We start from the raw sequence: 24981 nt of genomic DNA on the forward strand, positions 1-24981 counted from the left end.
CTACGACGCCCCTCGATGCCGGGCAGATCATCGGTGGACCGCAGGACGACAAGGGAGACGATCATGACGGTACGGCTCGGGATCAACGGTTTCGGCAGGATCGGCCGGGATATTCTCCGCTGTGTACTGGAGTCACCGGAAAGCCCGATCGAAGTGGTGGCGGTCAACGACATCACCTCGCCCGAGATGCTGGCCCACCTGCTGGTCCACGATTCCACGTACGGCAGGCTCCGGACACCGGTCGAGATCGTCGACGACGAGGCTCTCCGCGTCGGGGATCACCTCGTCCAGGTCACAGCGGAGGCCGATCCGGCTCGGCTGCGGTGGGAGGAGTACGGCGTCGACGTCGTCGTCGAGTCGACCGGCAGATTCAGGACTCGTGAAGCCGCGGGCGCGCACCTGGCCGCCGGGGCCAAGAAGGTCGTGATCTCCGCGCCGGGCAAGGATGTCGACGCGACGATCGTGCTGGGCGTCAACGAAGGCGGCTACGACGCCGCGAACCATCACATCATCTCCAACGCGTCGTGCACGACCAATTGCGTCGCGCCGATGGTGAAGGTTCTGCACTCGGCTTTCGGTATCCGGCGCGGCCTGCTCACCACCATCCACAGCTACACCGGAGACCAGGCCCTGCTGGACCGTCCGCACAAGGATCCGCGCCGTGCCCGGTCGGCGGCGGTCAACGTGGTGCCCACCAGCACCGGCGCCGCCAAAGCGATCGGACTGGTGATCCCGGAACTGGCGGGCAGACTCGACGGGGTCGCGGTGCGCGTGCCGGTCGAGGACGGCTCGCTGACCGACCTCACCGTCGAACTCGAGCACCCGGTGACCGCCGAGCAGGTCAACCACGTGTTCGCCGAGGCCGCGGACGGTGCCCTCAAAGGGATTCTGCGCTACACGGAAGCGCCCGTGGTGTCGCGCGACATCATCGGCGATCCCGCGTCGTGCGTGTTCGACGCCCCACTGACCAAGGCCGACTCGCATCTGGCGAAGGTCTTCGGCTGGTATGACAACGAATGGGGCTACGCGACCCGCACGGTGGAACTGGTGGAGCTGATCGCTCGCACGCTGCCGTCGCGATGAAGCGGCTGGGTGTCTCCGGTGCCTTGGTGGACGGGAGCTATCGCGCGGGGGATGTCGGGATCGACGAGGACTCCGGCCGGATCGCCGCCGTGGGGCTCTGCCGTCCCGGTCGTGGCCTTGCCATTCCCGGTTTGATCGATCTCCAGGTCAACGGCTTCGCCGGAGTGGATTTTCTGACGGCGGGCGCCGGCGACCATCAGCGCGCCGCCACCGCACTGGCGCGGACCGGCGTCGTGGCTTATCAGCCGACGCTGATCACCGACCGGCCCGACCGGACGATCGGTGCGATCATCGCGGCGGGCAAGGCTCACTCCACACCCGGCGGGGCCCGCGTCCTCGGTGTCCATCTGGAAGGCCCCTTCTTGTCCTCGGACCGGCCCGGCACCCATCCCATCGAGTATTTGCGCGCACCGGACCTCACGCTCGCGCGGCGGCTGCTGGCCGCCGGGCCCGTCACGCAACTGACCCTCGCTCCCGAACTTCCGGGTGCCCTGGAACTGGTCGACCTGTGTGTGCGGTCCGGGGTCCTCGTCTCCTGTGGACACAGCGACGCCACCGCCGCGGCCACACACGCCGCGATCGATCACGGCGCCCGGCTGATCACGCATCTTTTCGACGCGATGCGTCCGTTCACCCATCGCGACCCCGGCATCGTCGGTGCCGCCCTCACCCGCCGTGAGGTGGCCGTCGGCCTGATCGCCGACCCCAGCCACCTGGCTCCCGAGGCGATTCAGCTGGCGTTCCGGGCGGCGGCGGACCGGATCGTCCTGGTCACCGACGCTCTCGCCGCCGGTGGTTGTCCGGACGGGCACTACCGGCTGGGAAGTGTCGGCTTCGAAGTCTCCGGCGGCGTCGCCCGACGCGCCGACGGCACTCTGGTGGGTACGACCATCACTTTGCTCGGAGCCGTCCGCCACGCCTGCGACATCGGCATCACGAGCGAGGCGGCCGTCAACGCGGCGACCGGCACCCCGGCGAGGCTGTTTCCAGGAGCCGACATCGGCCTGTCGCGGCCCGGCGACCGCGCCGATGTGCTGGTTCTCGACGACGCCATGCGGCTCCGGTACGTCTTCCACCGCGGCATCCCCGTCGAACCGGGCGAATGAAAGGTACCGTCCTCGTGAAGAAGTCCTGGTGGATCGCATCGACCGCGGGGGCATTGGTGGTCGCCGCCGTGGTGGTCCTGATCGTGCGAGAGCTGTCCGGCGGAACCGGCGCGAATCCGTCCCCCTCGTCCGGCGAAGCGCTCGCCCCGGATCGCCGCGCGGTACTGGCCGTCAAGATCGACAACGTGGCGGCCGCCCGCCCGCAGACCGGTCTGGGCGCCGCGGACATCGTGTACGTGGAACCCGTCGAGGGCGGACTGACCCGGCTGCTCGCGCTCTACCGGAGCCGCCCGCCGTCGGTGATCGGCCCGGTGCGCAGCGCGCGAGCCACCGACCTCGGGCTGCTGGCGCAATACGGAAGACCGGCTCTCGCCTATTCGGGCGCCGCGCCGGAACTGCTGTCTACCTTGCACTCGGCGTCACTGACGAATGCCTCACCGTCGGAGCTGCCGAACGCGTACTTCCGCGACGAGACCCGGCCGTCACCGCACAATCTCTATCTGCGCCCGCACCAGGTCCCCGACGGTGAGGTCGCGCCGGAGGGCGCGTTCCCGTCGTCGGGCGCCGCACCGGAATCCGGCGTACCGGCCGCCACCGCGGTGATCCGCTATCCGGCGGCCGCCTTCACTTTCACCTGGTCCCCGAACGTCGGCAGGTACCTGATCGGTCTGGACGGCTCGCCACTGACCTCGGTGGAGGACGGTCAGGCCGTCGCGGCGACGGTCGTCGAACAGCGGGTCGCCGTCCGGCTCGGCGAACGCGGGGAGACCGGCACGGTCCCCGACTCCCCCGTCGCTCAGACGGTCGGCACCGGGCAGGCGACGGTGTGGCGGAACGGGCAGCGATTCGCGGCTACCTGGGACCGCGCGACGGTACAGGCGCCGACCCGGTTCAAAACCGCGTCCGGGCAGCCGCTTCCGGTCTCCGACGGACCTTTGTGGATCCTGCTCGTCCCCGCCTGAACGACGCGACGGTCAGCTCGTCCGCAGCACGGCCGCGCCATTGACCCGGTCCGCCGCCAGATCCGTGAGCGCCCGGTCCGCGCCGGCCAGCGGGTACGGCACCGTGCTCACCTCGAGGTGGCGGGTACCCGCGAACGCCAGGAACTCCCGTGCCTCGGCACGTGTGTTCGCCGTGACGCTGCGCACCTGGCGTTCCTGGAAGAGATGCCGCTGATAGTTCAGGGACGGGATGTCGGAGAGATGGATCCCTGCCAGCGCCAACGTCCCGCCCCGATCGAGGGCCTCGAGGGCGGGTGGGACCAATTCCCCGGCAGGCGCGAACAGGATCGCCGAGTCCAGGGGCTCCGGCGGCGGCTCGGCCGCCGCCACAGCCGATGCCGCTCCGAGAGCCAGCGCCAGACTCCTGGCTTCCTCACTGCGGGTCATCACGTGCACGGTGGCGCCACGGGCGATCGCCACCTGGGCGGTCAGGTGGGCACTTCCGCCGAATCCGTAGATCCCCAGACGGCCGCCTTCGGGTACCTGCGCCCGCTCCAGCGCGTGGTACCCGATCAGCCCGGCGCACAGCAACGGCGCGAGCTCGTCGTCGGTGTACCCATCGGGCAGCGAAAGGGCGTAAGCGGCCGGTACGACGGCGAACTCGGCGTATCCCCCGTCTTCGTCCCAGCCGGTGTATCGCGACTCCGGACACAGATTCTCCCGGCCGCGACGGCAGTACCGGCACCGGCCACAGGTTTCGCGTAGCCAGGCTATTCCCACCCGGTCGCCCGCGGCGAAGCCCGAGACGTCGTCCCCTGCGGCGACCACCTCGCCGACGACCTCGTGGCCCGGCGTCACCCCGGCCCGATGCACCGGCAGGTCCCCCTCGGTGACATGCAGATCGGTGCGGCAGACCCCGCACACCAGCACTCTGACCAGCACCTCACCGGGGGCCGGTCGCGGGACCGGCACCTCCGCCCAGTCGAGAGGGTTCGAGGCCATCGGCCCAGGCCGAGTGACCCTCCAGGCACGCATCTTCACGATCGGCCTCCTCCGTCAGACAGTCCTCCGGCCAGGATCGTGCACCCGGGCGCGCGCCGCGACATCCGGTCGTCCTCGGGACCGACGACCTTTCGGCCGCGGGGAAGGACCGAAGGTCACTGCCGCCCGGCGAGCCGAAGCCTCACCGTGGAAGCGGAAGGGAGAGGGAAACCATGGCTGGGCAAAATGAAGAGCACCAGGTGACCGAATCCGCGACGCGACGGGCGGGGCGCGAAGTCTTCACCGAAAAGGTGCGACGGCTCGCCCGCGAGGGCAACGTCCGGCGCATCGTCGTCAAGGACACCGAAGACCGCGTAGTCCTCGACGTCCCCGTGAACGCCGGCCTCGTCGCCGCCGTTCTCGCACCGGTCGTGACCGCGGCCGGCGCGATCGCCGCGCTCGCGGGACCGTGGTCCATCGCGATCGAACGCCGCGGCGGCCCCACGGCGGAAGAGGGACCGTCGTGAAAGCCGTGCGGTTCTGGGTCGGGCTCGTCCTGGTCGCGCTGGGCGTGCTCGGCGTTCTCGACGCGACCGGCGTCCTGGAATCCGGTGGCTTCCTGAGCGCGTGGTGGCCGGTCTCCTTGGTCGGCCTCGGCATCGTCGCGATGCTTTCCCAGCGACGGGTGTCGATCGGTCCCGCCGCGGTGACGGTGATCGGGCTCATCCTGCTCGCGGGCACACTGGACCTGGCGGAAGGCGGCCTGTGGTGGCCGACTCTGCTGGCGGTGGCGGGATTCGCCGTGCTCGCCGGGCTGCGCCGGGAACACGGCACCAGGACACCGCTCGTGATGTTCGGCGGGGCGAGCACCAGGGAGCAGTCGCGTCACCTGCGGCATACCGACGTCTCGGCGATCTTCGGCGGTTCGACGCTCGATCTCCGTCAAGCGCGGATCGACGAAGGCGCGACGGTCGACGCTTTCGCCTTGTTCGGCGGTGTCAAAGTACTGGTACCGCGGGGCTGGCGGATCTCACTCGGCGGTCTGCCGTTCATGGGCGGCCTCGACGACAAGACCAACGGTACCGCTGACCTCCCGGCGGACGCTCCCGTGCTCACCGTGAACGCGACCGCGATCTTCGGGGGCGTCGAGGTCACGAACACACCGGAGAAATGACGCACTGTCGTGAGTGGCGATTCGGGTTTATCGAGGGGTAAGGCAAACGTGTCGTGATGTCGGGGCGTGTCGCGAAAGCCACTTTCGCGACGTTGGATGTCCCGAAAGTGGCTTTCGCGACGTGGCGGAGGCGGGGCGCATGGTCGGCCCAGGTGGTGGGCCTCGTGAGTGGTAAGGACGGTTAGAACCGTCCTTACCACTCACGAGGCCCACCACCACGACACGCCACGCTGGGAACACCCAGAAGAGGCACCCCGGCGGCCCAGGTGTAGCGGCGGTACCGCAGCAGCCACTAGGTCCACAAAGGCTGAAGAGCACGGCGGAGATCACGCCAGGTGCCCGGCAGCGCGGTCACGCATCGATCGGCGTTGGCCGTCTCTTGGGCCCGCACCGCCGTCAGGGTACCGACCGTGACCTCCAAGGCACTCAAGAGCTCGCGTGCGACGACGGCGTCTTGGAATTCCCCGAGAATGCCCTGGAAGGCACGCAGTGCGTGCTTGGCGTCGACCGGTAGCGTTTCGGCGCCGGCCTCCAGCGCGTACCGCAACCGCTTCGCGGCTTTCCGCACACTGTGGACAGCACGGTCACGCTCAGGACCGGCGGGTTGCGCGGCGACTCCGGATACACGGTCGCCGACGTTCTCGGCCACTGCTCGAGCCAAGCCGGGAAGCACTCGCGCGGCGGGCCGCCGGGCCGCTTTGGGCCACTGGTGCCGGGGCTTCTCGCTCAGCACCACCTCGAGAACGTCCAGCGCGGTGAGCAACTGCAGATACCGGCGGCCGTCGAGCGCGCACCGCACCCGATCGCGCGCCTCATTTGAAAGGACGGCGAAGCACGCATTCGTCCGATCGCCGGCCCAAGGCCGTGAGCGAGCCCACTGCACCTCGATGTCACGCGCCGGGCCGAGTTCCCCGCCGAGCCAGCGCAATTCGCCACTCAGCGTCTTGAGCAGTCTCCGTCCGCCCAGCACCCTGGCATAGGCGGAGAAGACGCCTCGCAGCCGCCGGGTGGCCACCCGCATCCGATGCACCGCGTCCGGCTTGTCCCGCCGGACGGCCAGATCCGCGGCGGCGAGCGCCGCGATCTGCGCACGCACATAGCGGAGGACCACTCCCCGTGCGGAATCGTCGGGAGGTCGAAGCGATCGCGCGATCCGGTGGTCGAGCACCGCGTGAAGTTCCGCCATCCCGCCGTCGCCGACCCGTGCGACGGCCACCAGGTCGTCGTCACGGGTATACGCCCGCACCAACCGGGAAAGAGTCGGCGGGACGGCCAGACCCGGACCGGCGAAGCGGATCGGCCCGTCGGGTGTTTCGAGGCACCACCGTCCGTTGTCGACACCCAACGTCATGCCGTTTCGGAGCAGGCGCAGGGAAACCGTGTCGAAATACACGGTATCGCGTGCGGTACCGGCGATCGCGCTCATGGACTTGCCTCCTTCAAGGTCGCCGCGTAGTCCGGGACGTAGGTCTGCAGCACCCGGTCAGGACGGCAGTAGCCGCTCGATTCCGGCCGGGAAGGGAGTGAAACCGCCTCTTGGGCGACTTCGTGATAGGGCACACTCGAAAGGAGGTGCGCGATCATGTTGAGCCGCCCACGCCGCTTTTCCTCGCTTTCGACCACGTACCAAGGAGATTCGGCGGTGTCGGTATGCACGAACATGTCGTCCTTCGCCCGCGAGTAGTCCTCCCATTGCGTCACGGACCGCAGGTCCATCGCGGAGAGTTTCCAGCGGCGCATCGGATCGTCGATCCGGCTCCGGAACCGCCGTTCCTGCTCGTCCCGGCTGACCGAGAACCAATACTTGCGCAGGAGGATGCCGTCGTCGACCAGCAGCCGCTCGAAGATCGGGCACTGCTGCAGGAACCGCCTGTGCTCTTCGGGAGTGCAAAAACCCATCACCCGTTCGACCCCGGCGCGGTTGTACCAGCTGCGGTCGAACAGCACGATCTCCCCCGCCGCGGGCAGGTACTCGACGTAGCGCTGGAAGTACCATTGCGTCCGTTCACGTCCAGTGGGCCTCGGCAGGGCCGCGATCCGCACGACGCGCGGGTTCAGATGCTCGATGACCCGTTTGATCGTGCTGCCCTTCCCGGCCGCGTCGCGACCCTCGAACACCACGACGAGACGGGCCCCCTCGTACCGCACCCACTCCTGGAGTTTGACCAGCTCGGCCTGCAGCCGCAGCAGTTCCCGTTCGTACGCCACGCGCGGGATCCGCGCCTTGTCCTTGCCCGCCATGACCTCGACGGTACGAATCCAGGCGGCATCGGGATTCGGCCGTACGTCGACGGCGGAGAGGTCTTTGGTCATGAGCGGCGAGAGACATCCGGCTCTCGTCCGGGCGTCTCCACACTCCACTCTGGACGGTTGTAGCCGCCGATCATCCGTCCTCGCGCCGCTGCTCGCCGGTACCGGCGAGCAGCGCCCGCACGCCCGCGGGCAGCTGCCCGGCAACGCGTTCGAGTTCTCCGGGCGAACAGAGCAGCGCAAGCGCCGTGGTGACGGCCGCGGCGTGAGGCGGTACTTCGGCGCGGGTGATGCCGGCGGAACCGGCGAATCTCGCGATGAACCCCGGTACGTCGTAGCGCGTGGGGACGTGGCCCGGTGTCCAGCCTTCGTAATACACGCCCCTGAGGGGGCCAGGCAGCTGCGCCCCGAAGCGGGACGCGGCCACGACCGTCAGCCTGTCCCTGACCACGTGCAGCCAAGCCCTGAGCATTCTGTATGCCGTGTACCGGTCTTCGGTGCCAAGGTGTTCGCCCACGATGGCGAGCCACTTCTTCGCGGCGTCCTCCGCATGGGTGAAGGGATCCGTCATGGCTTCCTCCCGCGTCCGTCGCGCTGTCCAGGTTCACCCACGGCCACCGGCGGCGGAAGGGTCGAAGGGCCCTCGGCTCCGTCACGCCCGCCGGGGCCGTTCGCCCCTGTGATCGCGATCCGGAGACAGCGAGCATGAAGTCAGCCCGATCCGAGGAGGAAGCGATGGGCCGGAACCTGGGCCAGGCGGTTCAGCGGCCGCTCGCCGACACCGATGCCCAGGATGGCGCCGCACTGACCGTACTGTCGACCGCGGACGACACTCCGCTCAGCAGGCTACAAGCGGGCGAAGCCGCCAGCGCCGTGTTGGTGACGGCGACCCGGCTGAACCTCGCGTCCTGCCTGGTCACAGAACCGCTGGAGGAGATCCTGCGACCACTGGGCCACTACGGGATCGGCCTGCCGGTACCGGTACCGCCGCGTGGGAGATGACACCCGGCGCGACACCTGCCACATCCGCACCACCAACCCTGGGAGCACGACATGAACGTCGACGAACTGCTGAAGAAGGCCAAGGACGGTCTCGAAACCAAGATGGTCTACGGCGAGCCGTACCAGGTCGATGGGGTCACGGTGATCGTGGCGGCCACGGTCGGCACCGGCGGCGGGGGTGGTGACAGTCGTGACGCGAAGGGCCGGTCAGGCGAAGGAGGCGGGTTCGGTCTGTCGGCCAAGCCGGTGGGAGCGTACGTCATCAAGGACGGCGAACTGCGCTGGGAACCCGCCGTCGACGTGAACCGCCTCTTGGCCACGCTCGGCATGATCGCGGTGGCGGCGCTGTTCGCGGCCACACGCCTCGCGAGGCTCAAGCAGCACACCGAGCCGGAGACTTTCGCGACGGTGGCGGAGGCAGGGGGTCGGCGCGCGAAGGTGACCTGAGCGGCGGATCGTGGTGGGTCTCGTGAGTGGTAAGGACGGTTCTAACCGTCCTTACCACTCACGAGACCCACCACCGATGTCCAAGCCGGCTTCATGGCCGCTTTCCCGTCCGATCCACTGGCGCCTCGGCAGCTCCGACGCCATTCGATCAGTCCGCCGGGGTGATCAGGCCGTAGTGGCCGTCGTACCGGTGATAGAGCACGCTCCCCCGGCCGCGTTCCCCGTCGACGAAGAACAGGAAAGGCTGTCCGAGCAGATCCAGCCGATCCACCGCTTCGGTCGTGTCCAGCAACGGAGCCGGGTGCCCGCTGACGGTCACCGCGAGCTTGAACGGACTGAGCCGGTGCGGCCCAGGCGGGATCGGCTGCGCCAGTCTGTGTCCGGTGGGACCGGCGTGGTAGAGCACGCTGTCCTGCCCTGTCCCCGTCTCGATGAACAGGTGGAAGTCGTAATCGAGAAGATGCATATCGAAGAACGCTTCGTCCACAGTGGCCTGATGGAGCGAGTAGGACTTGTGCCGGATGATCTCCCGCTCACCTTCCGGCCGGGGAAACCACGGCGTCGGCGCTGCCGGTACGGATTCGTGCCGCCATTCGCCGGGTTCGGACCCCGGGCGCCGCCCGCGCTTGGCCTCCCAGTGAAGTGCGCTCCGCTCCAATTGACGACGGAGCTTCGCGTCCAAGCGGTCGATCGCCTCCTCGGCGGTCGGCGCGGCCGCCTGCGCGCGGAGCAGCCTTCCGCCGACGTCGAGGTTCGCCTGGGCGATCACCGGTCGTTCCACGGCGGGGTTTCCGTACCTGCTGAGTCGTACCGAGGCAGCGAGCACAGGGCGATGGGCGAGACCGAACAGGCGCGACACTTTCCTCCCGGCACGTTCGGCCAGTGCGGGCGGGAGGTCTCCGCGTACCGTCACCCGCACGTCCGGTGTCGTCGTGGTCCCGTTCGTCCGCATTTCGTTCGTCCTTTCCGAAGGGGTTCTCCTCCATCGGACACCGGCGACCGGTTCCTCCCTAGGGACCAAGGCCGTCGGCACGAGAGACCTTGGGGTCTGGCGGAACTCCCCACGTACCGGGTCTTCTCCGCACCTGGAGGTGGCAGGTCATGACCTGGCCGACGAGGTCGTCACCGGGGCAGGCACGATCTGGCTCATGACACGTGAGACGGTCGATAGCTTGCTGTACGAGACGATCCATCGGCGGCGGGACACCAGGGGTGAGTTCACCGGGGAGCCGATTCCGAGGGAGGTGCTGCATCGCGTGTTGAGCGCGGCGCACGCTGCACCGAGCGTCGGCCTCTCCCAGCCGTGGGACTTCGTCGTCGTGTCCGATATGGACGTTCGCAAGACGTTCCGGGAGCACGTGCGAACCGAACGGCGGGTGTTCGCGAGCCAGTTGGACGCTGAGCGGGAACGCGTCTTCGCCCGGGTCAAGATCGAGGGCATCATGGAGTCGTCCCTAGGTATCGTGGTCGGCTATGACCCGGCACGCGGCGCCCCCGCGGTGCTGGGCCGGCATGCCATCGCCGACGCCGGCTTGTACTCGGTGTGCCTGGCCATCCAAAACCTGTGGCTGGCCGCGACCGCCGAAGGACTCGGAGTCGGCTGGGTCAGCTTCTACCGTGAAGAGTTCCTTCGCGAACTGGTCGGCCTGCCGGAAAGAGTCCGCCCCGTGGCGTGGCTGTGCGTGGGGCCGGTGCGCGACCTTCCGACAGTGCCCGATCTGGAACGCCACGGCTGGCGGGATCGCCTCCCGCTCAGCGCCGTTCTTCACCACGAACAGTACGCGAACGTCGATCCCGCATGATCTCGGTTCCCGGCGGGGACGGACGTCCGTGAGCGATGCACCGGATTCGCCCCCGCCCGACAACGGGTGCTTTCTCAAACCACGTCGACGACGGCCGAGTCGCACCGCCACGCCTGCCGGACGGCGCACGTTCAGGAAGATCGTCAGGCCGACGGCCAACGTGATGACGAAGGCCTCCGGCCAGGTCGGTCTGACCGTTGTCTGCACGGTGCCGCCCCAGGGCGACAAAGGCGGGCGAGGGTGCCGCGCATCGTGGTTGCAGATGTACGAGCACTGCCTCACCAGTCGGGCCTCGGCGGCTGGAACCACCAGGCCCGGTCGGTGACATCCCGGGGGTGGGACCGGAACGCGAAAATCGTCCGGCACGGGCACGCACATGAGAAGTGCCGTCGACCGAACCGGTGTCTACCGCGCGGCGGCCGAGTCTCCGTAGACACGACGAAGGCCCCGAGCGCGTCTTACGCTCGAGGCCCCGTCACAAAGGGCGCGATCCCAGTTCCAGCTGAGACCACAGTTCCCGCACTCCGCCGCAACCACGCAGAAGAGACTCAGGACTCGACCCCCTGGATCGGGATCAAGGCACTGGCACGAGCTGGACCCTTGGTCCCCCCCCGTACCGGCGAGAACCAGAATCCGGCGAAAACCGGTGTCCACCGTCCACTCGTGGACATCAGCCCCAGCCTCATCCGGTTCACGCAGGTCAACGGCACCGCATAACCGTCCACGAGGATCACGTGGACACGACCGGCACGACCCCATGAACGCACCGGTACCGCCGGTCAGGCCGTCCGGCCGCCAAACTCGCCAGAACGAACAGGCACGACGCCACGAAGACCCTCTCGGCGGAGGGGTCGTCGTCGACGGCGGGATGCACACTCTTGAGCACCACGTGGACGTAGAAGTCCGCGGGCGCGTACAGCGCCCACCACGCGTTCGACGCCCATCCCCTTCGAGCCCGTCCACGATTCCGCAGAATGGCGCACCCGGACACGTCCAGCAGGATGAAGCCCGGCAACGATCCGGACACCTTCGCCTTCCGGTCACACGGAACCGGGCGCGCTCCAGCCCTCGATGATGGTCTCGATGGCCTTGGTGGTCGCCTCCCCGGCGTCCACGCTGACCACGTGTCCGGCACCGGGGATGACGTGTTCGGGCACACCTTCGGCCCTCGCCCAGCGGGGCATCGCGGTCGTGATGTTGCCGGTGCGGTCGTCTTCACCGCGGATGAGGGCGAGCGGGACGGCCGCGCGATATCCCGGATCCGGGTCGACGAGCGACACGGTGGCCCGCCAGACGTCGAGGAAGACGCGTTTGGGCATCCGCGCGAACGTCTCCTCGCACTCGGCGATCCCCTCCGGTGTCACGGCCGAGGCACGGGCCATGAGGCCGGGGAGCCGCGCGGCGGGGATGAGCGCCAGTGACGGCGCCGCGAGTTTCAGCAGAAGCCGTTCGGTGGCGGTCAGTGGCCCTTCGTTCCAGGTGGAGTCCACGACGATGAGGCCGGACGCGCGTTCGGGGAAACGGCGGACGAGCGCCTGGGAGAGGTTCCCGCCGAGAGAGTGCCCGATCAGGATCGGACGGTCGAGCCCGAGGTGATCGAGGAGCGAGACCAGAGCGTCGAGGGCGAGGGCCGCGCTGAACCGCGTACCCGGCGGGAGGCTCGATTCCCCGTGTCCCGGCTGGTCCCAGCTGATCACCCGATGGCCGGCGTCGTGCAGGGCGCGCGCCTGCGCGTCGAACATCCGGTGATCCATCCCGGCGCCGTGAGTGAAGACGACAGGCCGCCGCTCCCCCGCGAGATCGCCGTACCGCAGCTCGTAGCCGTCCTTTCGGAGCACCTCGCTAAGTTTCACCATATTCTGAACATACTGTAGGTAGTGAACCGCCCGCAGGCGAACCTACGGGCGGGACCACCTTCACCGGATGGACCGGGTCATTCCCGGACGGCGGCCGGGGCCCGCTTGGGTTCACCCGGAACGGGATCGACGGGCACGGCGGGAACCTCGGCCACCGGCCTGCCGCGCCGCCTGCGGATCTCGAACCCGACGAGGATCAGCGCGAGCGTCACCGCGCTGAGCCAGAACTGCGAGCGCGTCGACGGCAGCAGCGCCATCGCCAGGATCACCCCGGCCATCAGGGCGATGGTCGCGTAGCTCAACCACGGGAACAGCCACATCTTGAGCGTGAGCTTGTCCGGATCCTCTCGTTCCAGCCTGCGCCGGAGCCGCACCTGCGCGAGCGCGATCGAGAGGTACACGAAAAGCGCGACGGCGCCGTAGGAGTTGACCAGGAACTGGAAGATCAGGTCCGGCGAGGTGTAGGCGGCGATGACGGACACGTACCCGATGACCGTCCCGGCCAGGATCGCGCGCCTCGGCACACCGCTGCGGGAAAGCCGGGTGAACGTCTTCGGCGCGTCGCCGTTGCCGGTGAGCGCGAACAGCATCCGCGACGAAGTGTAGAGGGCCGAGTTCAGGCACGAGAGCACCGCGGTCAGGACGATCGCGTTCATGATCGTCGCCACGGCCGGGATGCCGAGCACCTCCAGCACGGCCGCGTACGGGCTGACCGCGGTCGCCGGATCGTCCCAGGACTTGATCGCGACGACGAGGAACACCGAACCGACGTAGAACAGCACTACCCGGAAAATGATCGACCGCATGGCCTTCGCGACCGCCTTCTTCGGCTCCGCGGACTCGGCGGCGGCGATGGTGACGATCTCCGCTCCAGTGTAGAAACCGATGCACGGGACCACCGCCGCGAGCACGGCGCCGATGCCCAGTGGTGCGAATCCACCATGGGACACCAGATTCGTCACGCCGCCTCGGGCACCCGGCCAGAAACCGAACAGGTACAAGGCACCGACGACCAGGAAGACGACGATCGCGACCACCTTGATCGAGGAGAACCAGTATTCGAACTCGCCGTAGGACCGCGCCGAGACCATGTTGGTGCCGGTGAGGATCAGGAGCAGGCCGAGACTGAGCACCCACAGTGGCACGTCCGGTACCCACAGCTGCAGGATCCGGCCGCCCGCGACGGCTTCGACCGCCACAACGATGACGAAGAAGTACCAGTACATCCACCCGACGGCGAAGCCCGCGCGGTTGCCGAGCGCTTCCCTCGCGTAGACGTAGAACGACCCGAGGGCGGGTTTGGCGATCGTCATCTCCGCGAGCATGCGCATGATGAGCACGGTGATCAGGCCCGCGATGAGGAACGAGACCACCGCGGCCGGGCCCGCCGACTGGATGACCACGCCGCTGCCGACGAACAGTCCGGCTCCGATGACGCCGCCGAGGGCGATCAAGTTCATATGTCGCTGCTTGAGCCCTGGTTTCAGGCCGCTGCTCTGTGCCGGGTCGGACGCTGAAGTCACGTCTCCTCCTTCTCGCACGCACCGCCGGGGCGGTGGCGCTGGGAGCTCCATTGTGGTTCCGGTCACCGTAGGAACAAGTCGGGCGCTGGACGAGAGCCAGTTACGATGCGGGAAAGGGGTCCAGATACCCCTCAGGACGACCGGCGCACCGCCAAGGCCAGCAGTTCCGCCGCCGGGCCGCCGAGGCGCCGCCCGGCGGGCCACACCGCGCGCAGCACCCGGACGAAGTCGACCCCTTCCACCGCGACAGGCACGAGCGCGTGGTCCGCGACATCCCATGCGCTGATCACCGCGGGGCCCGCGCCCGCGATCACGGCGTTGCGTACTGCGGACGCGGAACCCAGTACCAGCAAGGGTTTCACCGCCCTCACCCCGGCCTTGCGCAGGGCGGCGTCGACCGTTCTCCTGGTTCCGGAGCCCTGTTCCCGCGTCACGAGTGGCGTGATCGCGAGCTCAGCCGGGGTCAGTGGACGACTTACGCGCGCCCACGGATGGGCGTCGGAGACGACCACCACGAGATGGTCCACGGCGACCTTCCGTGACATGAGACCGGCCGTCGCGCCGGGCGATTCGACGAAACCGATGTCGACCTCGCCTTCGCGGGCCAGTTCTGCGACCTGATCCGAATTCGTGACCTCGAGACCGAGGTGGAGGCCGGAGTTCGCGCGTTTGAGCTCGCCGATCCAGCCCGGGACGAGATGCTCGGCCAGTGTCATGCTCGCCGCGACCCGGAGTTCGGCTTCGCGCCGGGTCCGCAGGGCCTCGGCGCCGTCGAGCAGTCCGTCGAGTTCCGCGAGCACGCGGTGCGCCCAGCCGGCGATGACGCGGCCGTCCGGGGTGAGCGCGGAACCGCGGCGGGTCCGGTCCATCAGCACCAGGCCGAGCCTCCGTTCCACAGTGGACAGCCGTTTGCTCGCCGACGACGGCGTGATCCCGAGTGCGGCTGCGGCCTGCCCGATACTGCCCAGTTCCTCGACGAGGACGAGCAGGCGCAAGGAGTCAAGCTCCGGCGCGGTCATAGCCAAAGTGCATGACCTACCCGTCGTTCTCCCGGCTACCGCCACTGTCCTCTCCGTACGACGCTCATCAGCATGAGCACCACGTATGCGCGGCGAACGAAGCCGCACCTGACCGGTCTTGCCGTCACCGCCCTCGGTGTGGCCGTCGCGTACCTGCTGAGCACCGCCGTTCCCGTACTCAGCGCGCTCACGCTCGCGGTCGTGCTCGGGGTATTCGCCGGGTCGCTGCCGGTGCTCTCGGACGGCACCCGGCAAGCGATCGCGAAGGTGACGAAGAAACTCCTGCGCGCCGGCGTCGTCCTTCTCGGCTTGCAACTCGCGCTCCCTTCGGTGCTCTCCCTCGGTCCCGGCACGCTGCTCGCGGTCGTGCTGACGGTCGGCCTCACGTTCCTCGGCACGATCGGGCTCGGCAGGCTGATCGGCGTTCCGCGTGGGCTCGCGCTGCTGGTCGCGACCGGGTTCTCCATCTGTGGCGCGTCGGCGATCGCGGCGATGGAAGGAGTCGTCGAGCGTGAGGACTCGGACGTCGCGACCGCCGTCGCCCTGGTCACCTTCTACGGCGGCCTGGCGATCGCGGCGGTCCCGCTCCTCGGCGGCTGGCTGGGGATGGACGCGTTGCGGATCGGCGGCTGGGCCGGATTGAGCGTGCACGAGGTCGCCCAGGTCGTCGCGGCCGCCACCCCTGCCGGGACCGCCGCCGTCGCGGTCGCCGTGGTGGTGAAGCTGAGCCGTGTCGTCCTGCTGGCGCCGATGGTCGCCGCGGTCAGCGTGCGCGAACGCCGTCGCCGCCCGTCCGCCGGCGGGAAACGCGCCCCGCTGGTCCCGCTGTTCGTCCTCGGTTTCCTGGCGATGGTGGTGGTGCGGAGCACCGGGATCCTGCCGGGCGTGGCGCTCGACGTCGCCAAGGTGGTCTGCACGCTGCTGCTGGCGGGAGCGCTCTTCGGGCTGGGCTGCGCGGTCCGGATCGGCACCCTGGTCCGCACCGGTGGCCGGGCGCTGCTGCTCGGCCTGCTCTCCACCCTGCTCGTCGGCACCACCGCCTACGTCACCCTTGCCCTGCTCGGCTAGTCCGCGTCCAGGGCTTGAACGGCGGTCAAGAGGGCGAGTGTCTCGATGTCGGAGGCCGAGCAGCCGCGCGAGAGGTCGTTGAGCGGTGCGGCGAGGCCCTGGAGGATCGGACCGAGCGCGACGGCGCCCCCGAGTCGTTCGGCGATCTTGTAGCCGATGTTGCCCGCGTCCAGATTCGGGAACACGAGGACGTTCGCGCGGCCGGCGACAGCGGATCCGGGAGCCTTCGCCGCCGCGATCGACGCCACCAGCGCGGCGTCGAACTGCAGTTCGCCGTCCACCGGCAGGCCGGGTTCCCGTTGACGCACCAGCGAAGTCGCCTCACGGACGACCTCGACGCGCTGATGGTCGGCACTCCCCTGCGTACTGAACGACAGCATCGCGACGACCGGGTCCTCCCCCGTCAGGCCGCGATGGGTCGCCGCGGCGGCGAGGGCGATGTCCGCCAGCTGCGCCGCCCCCGGCTCGGGCACCACCGCACAGTCCGAGAAGGTCAGCCGCCGCCCGTCCGGGAGCAGCAACAGGAAGCAACTGCTCAAAGTGGACACTCCCGGCGCAAGGCCCACGACCCGCAACCCCGCGCGCAGGACGTCGGCGGTCGGCCGGGTCGCCCCGGCGACACAGGCGTCCACAGTGCCCGCCCGCAAGGCGGCGGCCGCCACGACGACCGGATCGCGCCGGGCGGCGGCGAGCTTCTCCGGACGACGCGCGAATCCCGCGGTCAGGGCCGCCTCGGTCCGGTCATCGGCAAGAGCGTCCGCGACGTCCACGATCAAGTCTTCCGTGGCCCCTGCCGCACGAAGACGCTTTCCGTCGCCGAACAGCAACGGCCGCACGACCCCCTCGTCCCGGAGCGCCAGTGCGGCGCGGACGGCGCGATCGTCGTCGCCGTCCGGCAAGGCGACGCGGAGATTTCGGCCGCGCAAGGCCTCCCGCCATCTGTCGAGCGTGGCGTCCGGTGTGGCCTCGGTGGTCAGGCTCATCGAAGTACCTCCACATGCGAAGCGGGGGCCGCCGGAAGACGGCGACCCCCACCGGGTGAAAAGGGCTGGTTCAGGGTTGGACGGCCTTCTCGACGTCGTTGAGCATCGCGTCGACGCCGTGGAGCAGCTCGGTGAGCACCTCACGATCGGCGACCAGCGGCGGCGAGATCATCAGCATCGTCGCGCCGCGGTCGTCGCCGCGGAGGATGACGCCCGTGCGGCGGAACGCCTCCGGGAGGACCTCGCGAAGCACCTTCAGCGATTCGGCCTCGGTCAGGTCCCGGCCGCTGTCGCGGTCGGCCATCAACTCGATGGCGTAGAAGAATCCGGTCCCGCGGACGTCCTTGACGCAACGGTGCGCGGACTTGAGCGAGTTCAGCGCGGCGAACAGTTCCGGGCCCTCGATGAGCACGTTGTCGAGCACCTTCTCGTCCCGCATCGCGGTGAGGTTCGCGACGGCGACGGCGGTGGCGACCGGATGCCCGCCCCAGGTGGCGCCGTGGGTGAAGACGCCGCCTTTCGGGGAGTCGTACAGCTCGGTGACCAGCTTCTCGCGCACGATCACCCCGCCGAGCGGCGCGTACCCCGACGTCGATCCCTTGGCGAAGGTGATCAGGTCCGGCACGACCCCGGTGACTCCGTGTCCGAACCAGTGCCCCAGCCTGCCGAACGAGCAGATGACCTCGTCCGACACGAGCAGGATGCCGTACTTGTCGCACAGTGCGCGCAAAGCGGGCCAGTATCCCGTCGGCGGCACCAGCGCGCCGCGGCCGTTCTGCACCGGCTCGGCGAACAGCGCCGCGATCGTCTCCGGCCCTTCCTCCAGAATGACCTGCTCGATCGCCCGGACGCAGTCCAGGTCGGACGCCGGACCGCAGTCTCCCAGCAGTCCCAACGTGTTCGGCACGTGCCGGACGCCGGGCATGAGCGGACCGAAGGGCTCCTTGATCTTCGACAGCCCGGTCACCGAGAGGGCACCGATGGTCGTGCCGTGGTAGGCCATGTCGCGGCTGATGATCTTCGTCCGCTCGGGCTGCCCCTGGCTGCGGTGATACTGACGGGCGAACTTCAGGGCGGTTTCGACCGCCTCCGAGCCGGAGTTGACGAAGAACGTCGTCCCGAGGTCGCCCGGCGCGAGTCCGGCCAGCAGGGTGGCCGCTTCGATCGCCGGGGTGTGCGCCGAGCCCCAGTTGCTCGCGTAGGCCAGGGTGCCGACCTGGTCGGCGGCGGCCTTGGCGATGTCGGCCCGCCCGTGGCCCATGTTGACGCAGAAGAGCCCGGCGAGACCGTCGAGATGGCGGCGTCCTTCGGTGTCGATCAGGTAGCTTCCCTCGCCGCGTACGAACACCGGGAAATCCGAGGCCCAGGTGTCCTTGCGGGTGAAGTGCGGGCCGAGATGCCGTCGAGCCTGCGCTCGCAGCTGGGTGACGTCCACCGGAGACCTCCTTCGAGACACGAGTCTGTGCCTTGACTTTCGCAACCTTGCCGGCACCGGCCCAGCACCAGAGCGGAGGCGTTCGATGGGTCCAGTTGGTGGTGAGTGGCGATCTCGCGTGATCAGACGGCGAACTCACGTGATCAGAGACGGAACTCGCGTGATCGGACGCCGCACACCGAGATCGCCCTTCAGTCACGCGAGTTCCGCCTTCAATCACGTGAGTTCGGCGTCTGATCACGCGTGAAGGCCCCCTTCTCTCGGCTGAGCAGAGGGAAGGGGGCCTTCACGTACTGAGGCGGCAGGACCTACACGTAGTCCTTGTACTTCTCCAGGAAGCGCACCGGCTTGGACAGCGCGTCACGGCGGAACGGGTCGCCCAGCTCACGGGTGCACATGATCTCGATGACGGTGGTCTTGCCCTCGTTCATCTGTGCCTCGACGGCGCGTTGCAACGCGGGGCCGACCTCGTCGAGCTTCTCCACGACGATGCCTTCCGCGCCCATCGCCTTGGCGATCCCCGCGAAGCTCTCGCTCTCCAGTTCGCCCGCGACGAACCGCCGGTTGTAGAAGTCGACCTGGTTCTTCTTCTCCGCGCCCCACTGCCGGTTGTGGAACACCACCGCGGTGACCGGGATGTCGTGGCGGACCGCGGTCATGATCTCACCCATGCTCATCCCCCACGCGCCGTCGCCGGCGTAGGAGATCGCGGGCCGGTCGGGCGCCGCGGCCTTGGCGCCGATGATGGTCGGCAGCGCGTACCCGCAGTTGCCGAAGCTCATCGGGGCGAAGAAGCTGCGCGGCTCCTCGAAGCGCAGATAACTGTTCGCGACCGAGTTGATGTTGCCGATGTCGGTGGACACCATCACTCGCGGCGGCATGGCCTTCTCCAGCTCCCGCAGCACTTCCCGCGGGTGCAGCCAATTGCCCTCCTCGCTCTCCTGTTCCGCGATCATGTCGAGGCTGAACGGGTCGGTCTCGTGGGTCCAGGCGTCCAGTTCGGCCTCCCACGCGTCCTTCTCCGCCTTGACCTTCGCCGCGCGAACGTCCTTTGTGGAGTCACAGGCCAGCGTCCGGTCCGCCAGCCGCTTGGTCAGCGCGACCGCCGCGTCCTTGGCGTCACCGCAGATGCCGACGGTGATCTTCTTGACCAGGCCGAGCATCTTGTGGTCCGCGTCGATCTGGATGATCTTCGCGTCCTTGGGCCAGTAGTCCATGCCGTGCTGCGGCAGGGTGCCGAACGGGCCGAGGCGCGAGCCGAGCGCGATCACGACGTCCGCCTGCGAGATCAGTTTCATCGCGGCCTTGGACCCCTGGTAGCCCAGCGGTCCGCACCACTGCGGGTGGCTCGCCGGGAACGAGTCGTTGTGCAGGTAGCTGTTCACCACCGGCGCGCCGAGGCGTTCGGCGAGCGCCTTGCACTCCTCGACCCCGTCGGCCATCACGACGCCGCCACCGGAGATGATGACCGGGAACTCCGCCGTGGCCAGCAGCGCGGCGGCCTCGTCGAGGCTCCGCTCACCGCCGGGACCGCGGTCGAGCCGGGCGGGCTCCGGGATCTCGGCCTCGATCTCGCCGTAGAAGAAGTCGCGCGGGATGTTGAGCTGCGTCGGGCCGAGTTCCGAGTGGGCCCGGTCGAAGCAGCGGCCGGTGTACTCCGCCATCCGCTTCGGGTTGTTGACGTGCCCCTGGTACTTGGTGAACTCCTGGAACATGGGCAGCTGGTTGGCCTCCTGGAAGCCGCCGAGGCCGGTGCCCATCGTGCCCGCCTCCGGCGTCACGATGACGACCGGGCTGTGCGCCCAGTAGGCGGCCGCGATCGCGGTCACGCAGTTGCTGATGCCGGGCCCGTTCTGCCCGATGACGACGCCGTGCCTGCCGCTCACCCTGGCGTAGCCGTCGGCCATGTGCCCGGCGCCCTGTTCGTGCACGACCGGTACCAGCCGGATGCCCGCCGGCGCGAAGATGTCCATCGCGTCCATGAACGCCGACCCCATGATGCCGAAGATGTCGGTGACGCCGTTCGCCACGAGCGTCTCGACGAAGGCCTCGGACGGGGTCATCTTCTTCCGGCCGCTGACGACCGCGCGGCCGTCACCCGTCTTCCGTTCCGTCATGTTCCGCTCCTTCGACAGGTGAGATTCACAAAAAACGATACGTGGCGTTCCTGAAATCAGGATGCGATCGACGATAGGACGACGATCGCCCACCGTCAACGTCAGATTCTGGAAACCGAGACGCGGTGTGCTACTTTTCGGAACATGGAGCTGCTTCGCGAACCCGATCCGATCAACGGGGACACGCCGACCATGCGGCTGTTCTCCCTGCTCGAGCTGATCGCAGCCAAGGACCAGCTGGTCTCCCTGCAGGGGCTCGTCGAGGAGACCGGCCTGCCGAAACCGACCCTGCACCGCATGCTGCAGCAACTCGAAGGAGCGGGTCTGCTGGTCCGCCAGGCCGACGGCCGCCACTACGGCACCGGTCATCGGCTGCGACGGCTCGCGGAGAACCTGCTCCTCAACGCGACCCACCACGGCGCCCGGCACGCCGTTCTGCGCCACCTCGTCGACGAACTCGGCGAGAGCTGCAACGTGACCACTTTGTCGGGCAACGAAATCGTGTACCTCGACCGGGTGGAGACCCCGGAACCGCTGCGGTTCTACCTCCGGCCCGGCTCACGTGTGCCGATCCACTGTTCGGCCAGCGGCAAGATGATCCTCGCGCAGATGAGCCCCTCACAGCGGCGGAAACTGCTCGCGCACGCGCCACTCAAGCAGTACACGACCAAGACCCTCACCGACCTCGACGCACTCGAAGCCGAGTTCACCCGCATCCGACGCGACGGGTTCGCGCTCGACGACGAGGAGTTCCTGCCCGGCTTGGTATGCGTCGCGGTACTCGTACCGGGGCGCGCCAACCTCTGCGTCGCCGTGCAGGCGCCGGTCATGCGGCTGACACCGGACAAGGCCCTGCAGACGCTCCCGGCGCTGCAGCGCGCGGCCGAGGCGATCAGCCGCGTCGACGCCGAGGGCGCGTCCGAACCGGAAAGTGTTCCTTCGTAAGGAGTTCTCATGGTCCCCGAGCTACAGCTCCCGGTGCGCGACGTCTTCGGCATCGATTCGGATCTCGTCGTCGGCGCGTTCCGCGAACGCGCCGAGCACGTACCCGAGATCGACGAGGCGTACCGCTTCAACCCGGACGTGACATTGGCCCTGCTCGCCGGGTTCACCCGCGACCGCCGAGTGCTGGTGCAGGGGCTGCACGGCACCGGGAAGTCGACCCACATCGAGCAGGTCGCCGCGCGGCTCAACTGGCCGTGTGTGCGCGTCAACCTGGACGGCCACCTCAACCGGCTCGACCTCGTCGGCCGCGACGCCGTCGTGCTGCGCGAGGGCAAGCAGGTCACCGAGTTCCAGGAGGGTATCCTCCCGTGGGCACTGCAGCGGCCGGTCGCGCTGGTGCTCGATGAGTACGACGCGGGGCGTCCGGACGTCATGTTCGTGCTCCAGCGGGTCCTCGAACGCGACGGCAAGTTCACCCTCACCGATCAGAACCGGGTCCTGCGGCCGCATCCGTCCTTCCGGCTGTTCGCCACCGCCAACACGGTCGGGCTCGGCAACCTCAACGGGCTCTACCACGGCGCGCAGCGGCTGAACCACGCGCAGATCGACCGCTGGAACATCGTGGCGTCGCTGAGCTACCTGCCCGCCGCCGAGGAGATCGCGATCGTGCGGGCCAGGGTGCCCAGCGTTCCCGAAACGCTGGCGGCGTCCCTCGTCGCGGTGGCCGCCTTGACCCGCAAAGGTTTCCAGACCGGCGATCTGTCCACTTTGATGTCTCCGCGCACGGTGATCACCTGGGCGGAGAACATCGAGATCTTCGGAGATCCGGCGACGGCGTTCCGGCTGTCCTTTGTGAACAAATGCGACGAAGCCGAGCGGGACCTGGTGGCGGAATACTTCCAGCGCTGCTTCGACGACGAGCTCCACCTGCTCTCGGCATGACCGCCGGGCAGGCGGAAACCCGGCGCCGCAACCAGGTCGAGGAGCTGTGCGCGGCCGCCGTCCGGGCGCTCAGCGGCGATCCGGCGCTGCACTTCCGGGCGCGGCGGCTGCATCGGGGACGCGAACCACTGCCCCTGCACGCGCCGCATCTGCGTCACTCCCCCGACGACGATCTGTTGTCCTCACGCGGGATCGCGGACGGGATGGCGTTGCGCCTGACCGTCTCGGACGCCGCCCTGCACCGCGGTCTGAGCCCGCGTGATCCGGCCGAGCGCGGGATTTTCGATCTGCTGGAACAGTTCCGCGTCGAATCGCTCCCGCCCCCGGAACTGCCGGGGATGCGGCGGAACCTGCGCCTCCGCCACCTCCGCTGGTCGCTGGAGTTCCACCGGTCCGGTCTGACCGAGACCGCACGCGGGCTGCTGCTGTACACGGTCGCCCAGATCTGCCGTTCGCGGATCACCGGCGAACCCGTGGTCGAGGAGACCGAGGACCTGATCGAGGCGACCCGGTTCGCGTTGGCGCCGTCGCTCGGCCACGACCTCGCCGGGTTGCGGCGGCACCGGACGGACCAGAAGGCGTTCGCCGAACACGCGCTGGCGATCGCCCGGACGACCGGCGGGCTGCTCGCCGGGACCGCGCAGGACGCCGAAGACGACGGCGATCCCACCGACCCCCGCTTCAGTCTCGTGATCGACTTCGACGCGAGCCTCGGCGAGCAGATCCCCTCGGCGACCGCCGGGACCAGCCGGACCTTGGGCGAATCCGGTGCGGCGTACCGGATTCACACCACCGCGTACGACCGTGAACGGCATGCGTCGGACCTGGTGCGCCCGGTGCTCCTGGCCGAACTCCGCGAGCGGCTCGACCGGCGTGTCGGCAGGCAGGGCGTCGGGCCGGGACGGCTGGCACGCGACCTCAAGGCGGTGCTCGCCGAACCGGCGCGCGACGGCTGGGACGGCGCCCAGGAGGCAGGCCTGCTCGACGGCCGGACCCTGGCGCAGCTGATCAGTTCACCCACCGAACGACGGATCTTCCGCACCGAGCGGATCGAACCGGTGGCGGACACACTCGTGACGTTCCTGATCGACTGCTCGGGTTCGATGACGGCGCACGCGGAACCCGTCGCCGCGCTGGTCGACTTCTTCGCGCGCTCGATCGAACTCGCCGGGGCGACCTGCGAGGTGCTCGGGTTCACCACGGGCGGCTGGAACGGGGGCAGGCCCAGGCGGGACTGGATCCGGGCGGGACGGCCACGGCATCCCGGCAGGCTCAACGAACGACTCCACCTCGTGTTCAAGGATGCCGAAACCCCGTGGCGCCGAGCGCGACCCGATCTCGCGGCACTGCTGAAAGCCGATCTGTTCCGGGAAGGGATCGACGGTGAGGCGGTGGCCTGGGCCTGCGCCCGGATGCGCGCGCGAACCGAGGCGCGCCGGATCCTGCTCGTCCTCTCCGACGGCAGCCCCATGGACAGCGCGACGAGCTTGGCGAACGATCCGCATTACCTGGACGAACATCTGCGGGAAACGGTGCTGCGGGAGGAAGGCACCGTCGAGATCCGCGGGGTCGGGGTCGGCCTCGACCTCAGCCCCTTCTACCGCCGCTCGCGAGTGCTCGACACTTCGGTCACGTCCGGGTACGCGCCGTTCCGGGACGTCCTCGAATTACTCGCCCTCGGGTGAACCCTGCTGCGGCTCTTCGCTTTGCTGCTCGCCGCCGGACTCACCGAGGTAGTCCTTCGCCTTGTCGGCGGCCGAGTCGATCTTGTCGGAGTGTTCACCGAAGCGGGACTTCGCGAAATCGGCGGCCTTGTCGACGTGTTCGCCGCTCACCTTGTCCTTCATACCTTCGAAGTCGATACCCATGAGAACTCCTCACTTCTCGGTACGCCGTCGATCCGGCGCATACCTCCATCAAAGTGCATTCGCGTTGCGGGGCAACTCGGGGGCGACGGGTGGGTGAGGCTCCGGCACGATTTCCTTCGACCAGGTAAGAAAAAGTGCTTCGACCACGAGGAGACGAGACCTGCGGTCGCTCACTCGGGTGGACTTGCCGATCTTTCGCCGGCGTAAGGAAGCCCGTGACTGTAACGAGTTTCCTGGTCGAAGCGATTTCACCGCACTTCGGCCACGGACGGCAGGCGACGGCCGCTCGCGATCACGGTTGGCGTTTTTAGTCTTTTCGTGTTCGTATCCCTGTGGGCGTGGCGATCGTGGCCGGCCTCGTGGCCGCGTGCGGCTCCGAAGGCGAAACCGGTGCGGCTGGGTCTTCTGGCACGAATGGAACCGCTTCAAGTGCTGCTAG

25 protein-coding genes are annotated in these 24981 nt (G+C 68.7%); 12 read left to right on the forward strand and 13 right to left on the reverse strand.

The genetic code is table 11. The features are described from left to right. Window positions 1–63: 63 nt before the first annotated feature. Genes gap through H074_RS26310 form a run of 3 tightly spaced genes read left to right on the forward strand, consistent with a single transcriptional unit; the run spans window position 64 to window position 3151 of the window. Window positions 64–1083, forward strand: coding sequence for a type I glyceraldehyde-3-phosphate dehydrogenase (gene gap / locus H074_RS26300; protein ID WP_007033111.1), 1020 nt, complete (start codon window positions 64–66; stop codon window positions 1081–1083). Continuing rightward, a complete protein-coding gene (gene nagA, locus H074_RS26305) occupies window positions 1080–2189 on the forward strand; it encodes an N-acetylglucosamine-6-phosphate deacetylase (protein WP_007033112.1) in 1110 nt (369 codons plus the stop codon). The genes gap and nagA overlap by 4 nt, the downstream gene beginning before the upstream one ends. Window positions 2190–2203: 14 nt before the next feature. Further along, window positions 2204–3151 (forward strand): DUF3048 domain-containing protein, encoded by a 948-nt coding sequence (locus H074_RS26310; protein ID WP_152521505.1) that lies wholly within the window; start codon window positions 2204–2206, stop codon window positions 3149–3151. Between the two features lie 12 nt (window positions 3152–3163). Here H074_RS26310 and H074_RS26315 read toward each other — a convergent pair whose 3' ends face one another. Beyond that, window positions 3164–4165, reverse strand: a complete 1002-nt coding sequence (locus H074_RS26315; RefSeq protein ID WP_039923491.1) for a zinc-binding alcohol dehydrogenase family protein — start codon at window positions 4163–4165, stop codon at window positions 3164–3166. Between the two features lie 179 nt (window positions 4166–4344). Here H074_RS26315 and H074_RS26320 point away from each other — a divergent pair, with 179 nt between their 5' ends. Together H074_RS26320 and H074_RS26325 are read left to right on the forward strand one after the other, a co-directional pair. After that, entirely contained in the window at window positions 4345–4638 is a 294-nt protein-coding gene (locus H074_RS26320; RefSeq protein WP_039923432.1) for a DUF4342 domain-containing protein, read from the forward strand. Beyond that, window positions 4635–5285, forward strand: coding sequence for a LiaF transmembrane domain-containing protein (locus tag H074_RS26325; protein WP_007033116.1), 651 nt, complete (start codon window positions 4635–4637; stop codon window positions 5283–5285). Before H074_RS26320 ends, H074_RS26325 begins: the two co-directional genes overlap by 4 nt. A 292-nt stretch (window positions 5286–5577) precedes the next feature. Here H074_RS26325 and H074_RS38830 read toward each other — a convergent pair whose 3' ends face one another. The 3 genes from H074_RS38830 to H074_RS26340 form a co-directional block, all read right to left on the reverse strand. Continuing rightward, window positions 5578–6711 (reverse strand): CHAD domain-containing protein, encoded by a 1134-nt coding sequence (locus H074_RS38830; RefSeq protein WP_007033117.1) that lies wholly within the window; start codon window positions 6709–6711, stop codon window positions 5578–5580. Then, window positions 6708–7526, reverse strand: coding sequence for a polyphosphate kinase 2 (gene ppk2, locus H074_RS26335; RefSeq protein WP_039923494.1), 819 nt, complete (start codon window positions 7524–7526; stop codon window positions 6708–6710). The genes H074_RS38830 and ppk2 overlap by 4 nt, the downstream gene beginning before the upstream one ends. Window positions 7527–7668: 142 nt before the next feature. Continuing rightward, window positions 7669–8106 (reverse strand): DUF2267 domain-containing protein, encoded by a 438-nt coding sequence (locus H074_RS26340; protein ID WP_007033119.1) that lies wholly within the window; start codon window positions 8104–8106, stop codon window positions 7669–7671. Between the two features lie 164 nt (window positions 8107–8270). Here H074_RS26340 and H074_RS26345 point away from each other — a divergent pair, with 164 nt between their 5' ends. Both H074_RS26345 and H074_RS26350 read left to right on the forward strand, forming a co-directional pair. Continuing rightward, window positions 8271–8537, forward strand: coding sequence for a hypothetical protein (locus H074_RS26345; protein WP_007033120.1), 267 nt, complete (start codon window positions 8271–8273; stop codon window positions 8535–8537). Between the two features lie 51 nt (window positions 8538–8588). Beyond that, entirely contained in the window at window positions 8589–8984 is a 396-nt protein-coding gene (locus tag H074_RS26350; protein WP_007033121.1) for a spore germination protein GerW family protein, read from the forward strand. Between the two features lie 148 nt (window positions 8985–9132). Here the strand turns inward: H074_RS26350 and H074_RS26355 are convergent, their stop codons facing one another. Further along, the gene (locus H074_RS26355; protein ID WP_007033122.1) at window positions 9133–9936 is read right to left on the reverse strand and encodes a ribosome hibernation promotion factor; all 804 of its coding nucleotides are present in this window, start codon (window positions 9934–9936) and stop codon (window positions 9133–9135) included. A 196-nt stretch (window positions 9937–10132) separates the two neighbouring features. Between H074_RS26355 and bluB the strand changes: the two genes are divergently transcribed. Further along, window positions 10133–10786, forward strand: a complete 654-nt coding sequence (gene bluB, locus H074_RS26360; RefSeq protein WP_039923497.1) for a 5,6-dimethylbenzimidazole synthase — start codon at window positions 10133–10135, stop codon at window positions 10784–10786. 730 nt (window positions 10787–11516) lie between these two features. Here the strand turns inward: bluB and H074_RS26365 are convergent. The 4 genes from H074_RS26365 to H074_RS26380 form a co-directional block, all read right to left on the reverse strand. Next, entirely contained in the window at window positions 11517–11801 is a 285-nt protein-coding gene (locus H074_RS26365; protein WP_161630699.1) for a hypothetical protein, read from the reverse strand. A gap of 25 nt (window positions 11802–11826) precedes the next feature. After that, window positions 11827–12642, reverse strand: coding sequence for an alpha/beta fold hydrolase (locus H074_RS26370; protein WP_039923433.1), 816 nt, complete (start codon window positions 12640–12642; stop codon window positions 11827–11829). A 77-nt stretch (window positions 12643–12719) separates the two neighbouring features. Further along, window positions 12720–14102: an amino acid permease gene (locus tag H074_RS26375; protein WP_007033126.1), complete on the reverse strand. Its 1383-nt coding sequence runs from the start codon at window positions 14100–14102 to the stop codon at window positions 12720–12722. 194 nt (window positions 14103–14296) lie between these two features. Beyond that, window positions 14297–15184 carry a LysR substrate-binding domain-containing protein gene (locus H074_RS26380; RefSeq protein ID WP_007033127.1) on the reverse strand — a complete coding sequence of 296 codons (888 nt, stop codon included), beginning with the start codon at window positions 15182–15184 and terminating at the stop codon, window positions 14297–14299. 72 nt (window positions 15185–15256) lie between these two features. Here H074_RS26380 and H074_RS26385 point away from each other — a divergent pair, with 72 nt between their 5' ends. Continuing rightward, the gene (locus H074_RS26385) at window positions 15257–16252 is read left to right on the forward strand and encodes a YeiH family protein (protein ID WP_007033128.1); all 996 of its coding nucleotides are present in this window, start codon (window positions 15257–15259) and stop codon (window positions 16250–16252) included. Here the strand turns inward: H074_RS26385 and H074_RS26390 are convergent. The 3 genes from H074_RS26390 to xsc all read right to left on the reverse strand — a co-directional run bounded on the left by H074_RS26390 (window position 16249) and on the right by xsc (window position 20787). Then, window positions 16249–17235, reverse strand: coding sequence for a phosphotransacetylase (locus tag H074_RS26390; protein ID WP_007033129.1), 987 nt, complete (start codon window positions 17233–17235; stop codon window positions 16249–16251). The two genes, H074_RS26385 and H074_RS26390, sit on opposite strands and share 4 nt — an antisense overlap. Before the next feature lie 70 nt (window positions 17236–17305). Beyond that, window positions 17306–18670 carry an aspartate aminotransferase family protein gene (locus tag H074_RS26395; RefSeq protein ID WP_007033130.1) on the reverse strand — a complete coding sequence of 455 codons (1365 nt, stop codon included), beginning with the start codon at window positions 18668–18670 and terminating at the stop codon, window positions 17306–17308. A gap of 308 nt (window positions 18671–18978) precedes the next feature. Beyond that, entirely contained in the window at window positions 18979–20787 is a 1809-nt protein-coding gene (gene xsc / locus H074_RS26400; RefSeq protein ID WP_007033131.1) for a sulfoacetaldehyde acetyltransferase, read from the reverse strand. A gap of 144 nt (window positions 20788–20931) precedes the next feature. On the opposite strand from xsc, the gene H074_RS26405 reads away from it, so the two are divergent. Genes H074_RS26405 through H074_RS26415 form a run of 3 tightly spaced genes read left to right on the forward strand, consistent with a single transcriptional unit; the run spans window position 20932 to window position 24359 of the window. Further along, window positions 20932–21732, forward strand: a complete 801-nt coding sequence (locus tag H074_RS26405) for an IclR family transcriptional regulator (RefSeq protein ID WP_007033132.1) — start codon at window positions 20932–20934, stop codon at window positions 21730–21732. A gap of 9 nt (window positions 21733–21741) precedes the next feature. Continuing rightward, window positions 21742–22674: an AAA family ATPase gene (locus H074_RS26410; RefSeq protein ID WP_007033133.1), complete on the forward strand. Its 933-nt coding sequence runs from the start codon at window positions 21742–21744 to the stop codon at window positions 22672–22674. Next, on the forward strand, window positions 22671–24359 hold the full coding sequence (locus H074_RS26415) for a cobaltochelatase CobT-related protein (protein WP_007033134.1): 1689 nt from the start codon (window positions 22671–22673) through the stop codon (window positions 24357–24359). Before H074_RS26410 ends, H074_RS26415 begins: the two co-directional genes overlap by 4 nt. Here H074_RS26415 and H074_RS26420 read toward each other — a convergent pair. Beyond that, a complete protein-coding gene (locus tag H074_RS26420; RefSeq protein WP_007033135.1) occupies window positions 24342–24542 on the reverse strand; it encodes an antitoxin in 201 nt (66 codons plus the stop codon). The two genes, H074_RS26415 and H074_RS26420, sit on opposite strands and share 18 nt — an antisense overlap. Window positions 24543–24981 lie beyond the last annotated feature (439 nt).

The organism is Amycolatopsis decaplanina DSM 44594 (assembly GCF_000342005.1).
Lineage (GTDB): Bacteria > Actinomycetota > Actinomycetes > Mycobacteriales > Pseudonocardiaceae > Amycolatopsis > Amycolatopsis decaplanina.